We start from the raw sequence: 4,234 nt of genomic DNA on the forward strand, positions 1-4,234 counted from the left end.
AGATATCGATGAGCGTGCTTGCGATCCAGCTGATCTCGCAGGTGTACCCGAAGATCCAGGCAATGTGGGAATTTTTGGTAGTTGCGATGAAATCGCTGATGTTGTTCCCCACGCTGCACGAGCCGATCAGGACACCTTCGATATTGGAATAATTTGCCGCGTTCTTCACGGCCTTGAACATGGCCGGCAGTTTCATGCCGGTCTTCGTTTTTAGCTCGCCAATACGCTTGCCGGTGCCATGCGCTGCAACGTACAGGAAGAGCCGGTCTTCCCGCGTGTTCGTCAGGTCGTCCTCAAGAGCCCTGCGAAAGCCAACCTTCTCGTAGAAGTTCGAGTAATAGATATTGAAGTCGCCCTCTACGCTCTCGAGGCCCTGCAGGAAGGAGAGCACCGAGGGGCGCTTGGGTTTCTCTTCAGGCGTCCACCAGAGGCCTTCGATAACAAGGAGTGCTGTGCTCGACATGGTATCACGCGGGATTTTTCCCGGGCCGATAACAAGGAGTGGTCATGCAATAGAATAACTGTTGTGGCCGGCCGGCACGGAAATTTTCAATTGCGTGGAACGTTGATCTTTCTTATCAAGGACCGGACATTTTCATGGAACGCCCTGATGCAGACAAACCGGAACAGCAAGGAGACCGGACCGCTGCACCGGAGGATGTGCCGGAATGTCCTGCCGGCGATATCCCCCGGGGTATGACGCTCGAAGGGCTTGTGACCATGACCGGCGAGATGGAGCACTTGAACGAGCTTGTCCTGCTCCATCTGGAAAAGGCCGGGGGGTTCACCTGCACAGCATCCTACCTGACCATTGTCACACCCATCCTCGATATGCTGGAAGTGGAGATTCGGTTCCGGTACCGCGAGGGGATGGACCGGGAGGAGATCAAAGAGATTATTGCCGGCTGGATTGCGCAGGAGATTAGTGGATTCCGGCCCAATAAGAAATAAAAATCTGCTTTGTAGAATTCTCTTCGTTGGCCTGAAGCGCCCCTCCTGCGCCACCAGTCATTCGAAGAACCCTTTGGGTTCTTCTCGTGTCTCATCTCTGATGAGATTCAACACCCCCAAGGGGGCGGGGGCGCAGGCGATGCCTCTGAATTACCTAAACGGGATATTCCAACAAAGAACGTTTTCATCAAAAAGAAATTGATGCCGCCGCGGGGCGCCCCGTCGGGGACAGCCAATGGCTGTGGAGAAGATTCTCATCAGTGAATCTTGGACTACAGCGGCCGTTTATCATAATTGAGGGTATGGGGGCATCAGCCCCCATCATTATATCAAAGGATTTCTACGGAGCCGGAAAATTAATGATCTGTTGAAATCCTCATCCAAAACAGGTTGTACCGATAATCGAAAGATATCAGGTGCAGCGTCTCCTTCCGTTGATGTGTATGCAAAAAGACAGGGGACCATTAAAAACCGGCACGCCGGAATATCAGGGTTATCCAGGCAGCCACATCATTGCACAATCAACTCGTCTCAAACCCCATTCCTGCAGGGATTCGAAGAAGACGTACCCCCGGCACCAGCTGCTAATACTTATTCTCTTCAAAGATTTCCAAAACCCGTATTGCCGGGCCATTCATCCGTGGGGATCTGCCGGTCCCGCTCACTTCACGATCATAACCGGGCACGGGGCGAGATGGGCGATCTTCTGGCTGACGCTCCCGATAAGGATCCCTTTGAGCGTGCCAAGCCCCCTGCTGCCGATGACCACCAGATCGATCTGCTCTTTCTGGACATGGGCAAGAATCTCCTGTGCAGGATCGCCGATCGCCACTTTCAGCGTATAGGCAATGCCCGCCGCATCGCACTGCGCCAGTGTCCGGCTTAATATTTTTTGGGACTCTTCTTTCAGTAGGGAATGGACATCGAATTTTGCCTGGACCATGCGTGATTCGGAAGGGGTGGATGTGACGATATGGGCGATGGTGATGGATGAGTGGCCGAGTGCCTGTGCAAGGCTGATTGCAGTATCAGCCGCACGGTTCGCGTTCTCTGATCCATCCGTTGCAAGTAAAATTTTCTTAAACATCGTCATCCCCACAAGACCACAAATCCAATTCCGGATTTCATTGTCTGCTCTTTGTTGGAACACATCATTAAAAAAACCTGCCCATCAGGTTTTCCTAAAAACAAACGCCCCTGCCCCGGTGGAATCCGGTACTTCGGGAGTATCTGTCACCTGCCAAAGGTTATCGTGTAATATTACGATAGTACAGCAGATAATCCGCCTTCTGCATACATTTTTTAATCAGTAAAAAATACTATCAGCAGAAAATCCGGGGTTTTTCGTGAATCTGCACGCACTCAAACAGGAATGGCTGTCCAATATCCGGGGAGACTCCCTTGCGGGCATAACGGTAGCTCTCGCCCTCGTCCCCGAAGCGATTGCATTTTCGATCATTGCCGGTGTCAACCCCATGGTCGGCCTGTATGCGTCCATCTGCATCGCAATCGTGATTGCATTTGCCGGTGGCAGGCCGGGCATGATATCGGCGGCAACCGGCTCGATGGCGCTCATCATGATCGTGCTCGTCCGCGATTACGGGCTTGAGTATTTGCTGGCAGCAACGATCCTCACCGGTATCCTCCAGCTGGTGCTTGGATGGATGAACGTCGGCCGGTTCATCACGTTCGTCCCCTACCCGGTTGTGCTCGGTTTTGTCAATGCTCTTGCCATCCTGATCTTTTTGGCCCAGCTGCCATTCTTTGTAGGAGCTTCCTGGATGATGTATGCCATGGTTGCCGGGACGCTCGCCATCATCTACCTTCTTCCACGGTTTACAAAAGCGATCCCATCGTCGCTTGCCGCGATTGTTGTGATGACGGCAATTGTGATCGGTACCGGTGTCCAGCTCCTGACCGTTGGAGATATCGGCACCATTACCCGGTCCCTGCCACTCTTCCACGTGCCGGTTGTCCCCATCTCGGTCGAGACCCTGCTCATCATCCTGCCGTATTCCGTAACGCTGGTAATTGTCGGACTGCTCGAATCGCTTCTCACGGCTTCGATTGTGGATGAGATGACGGATACGAAAAGCGACCGGGACCGCGAGGTCCGGGGCCAGGGGTACGCCAACACCATCACCGGGTTCTTCGGGGGCATGGCCGGGTGTGCCATGATCGGCCAGTCGGTCATCAACATCAAGTCCGGGGCTACCGGGCGGCTCTCGTCGCTCGTTGCCGGCCTGTTCCTCCTCTTCCTGATCATTGCACTCGGCGACGTGCTGGCCCAGATCCCGATGGCCGCACTGGTGGGCGTCATGATCATGGTTGCCCTGAGTACCTTTGACTGGAAATCCCTGCAGGACCTGCCAAAAGTCCCGGTCAGCGATGCGGCAATCATGGTCATCACGATCGCAATCGTTGTGTTCACCCATGACCTTGCGAAAGGAGTTATCGCGGGAGTCGTCCTTGCCGCACTGGTGTTCGGGTGGCGGATCTCGGCGATCCATGCAACGGGAACGGTCCGGAATGACGGGGTGAAGATCTACACCGTAAAAGGGCAGGTTTTCTTCGGGACCATGGAGGCGTTCATCGATCTCTTCGATTATGCAAATGATCCGGAGCGGGTGGAGATTGATCTCACCCACTCGCACATCTGGGACCAGTCTGCGGTAACCGCGATTGCAAAAGTGGTGGATAAGTACCAGCAGCGGGGAAAATCCGTGTACGTAACCGGGCTGAATCCCGAGAGCCAGGAAACGCTCAATAAAGGTTTTTCATAAAGGGCCGGTGGAATCGGGTCCGGCCGGTGTTCGAGAGTCTGACGGATACGGGCGGCAGCTAGCATTCTGGAGGGCGGAGGGCATCAGCCCCCATTTTTGCGAGGGGGAATTTCCACACAAAAATTTTTCTCAAAAAAAAACATGGGAAAAAAACTATTTTCACACCGGCTCAGAACAATCCGGTAACCCACGCCCACATGTTGCCGATGCCGGTCGATATAACAACAGTCGGGTCGATACCGAGCACCGGAAACACGAAGATGAAGTACAAAACCGTCCCGAGCAGGCTGCCGAGGTTCCCGAGCGCTGCAACGAGCACGACCTTGAAGAGCGGGATCTTCGCCATCTCCTTGAGTGACTCGGTCTCGTAGATCTTCCGGAAGTCCGTGACCGGGGGTTTCCGCACGCGGGCTTCGACATACGCCCCAATCCACCCGGCATGAAGCATCGGGTTGAGCGAGGTCATCCACGCAACGCAGAAGCAGGTCAGGGCCGAGTAC

Annotated in this window: 4 protein-coding genes and 1 pseudogene; 2 read left to right on the forward strand and 3 right to left on the reverse strand. The window is 54.3% G+C overall.

What is annotated here, in order from left to right:
* The coding region (locus CW742_RS08005) for a hypothetical protein (RefSeq protein WP_292418871.1) at positions 1–463 on the reverse strand (463 nt) is incomplete at its 3' end.
* Between the two features lie 134 nt (positions 464–597).
* On the opposite strand from CW742_RS08005, the gene CW742_RS08010 reads away from it, so the two are divergent.
* On the forward strand, positions 598–951 hold the full coding sequence (locus CW742_RS08010; protein ID WP_292418873.1) for a hypothetical protein: 354 nt from the start codon (positions 598–600) through the stop codon (positions 949–951).
* Positions 952–1,612: 661 nt separating this feature from the next.
* Here the strand turns inward: CW742_RS08010 and CW742_RS08015 are convergent.
* Positions 1,613–2,038: a universal stress protein gene (locus CW742_RS08015; protein ID WP_292418875.1), complete on the reverse strand. Its 426-nt coding sequence runs from the start codon at positions 2,036–2,038 to the stop codon at positions 1,613–1,615.
* A 259-nt stretch (positions 2,039–2,297) separates the two neighbouring features.
* Here CW742_RS08015 and CW742_RS08020 point away from each other — a divergent pair, with 259 nt between their 5' ends.
* Positions 2,298–3,734, forward strand: coding sequence for a SulP family inorganic anion transporter (locus CW742_RS08020; protein WP_292418879.1), 1,437 nt, complete (start codon positions 2,298–2,300; stop codon positions 3,732–3,734).
* Between the two features lie 169 nt (positions 3,735–3,903).
* Here CW742_RS08020 and CW742_RS08025 read toward each other — a convergent pair.
* Positions 3,904–4,234, reverse strand: a pseudogene (locus tag CW742_RS08025) (TraB family protein); the annotation flags it as partial.

Origin of the sequence: Methanoregula sp., assembly GCF_002835825.1 — an archaeon.
Classification (GTDB): Archaea; Halobacteriota; Methanomicrobia; order Methanomicrobiales; family Methanospirillaceae; genus Methanoregula.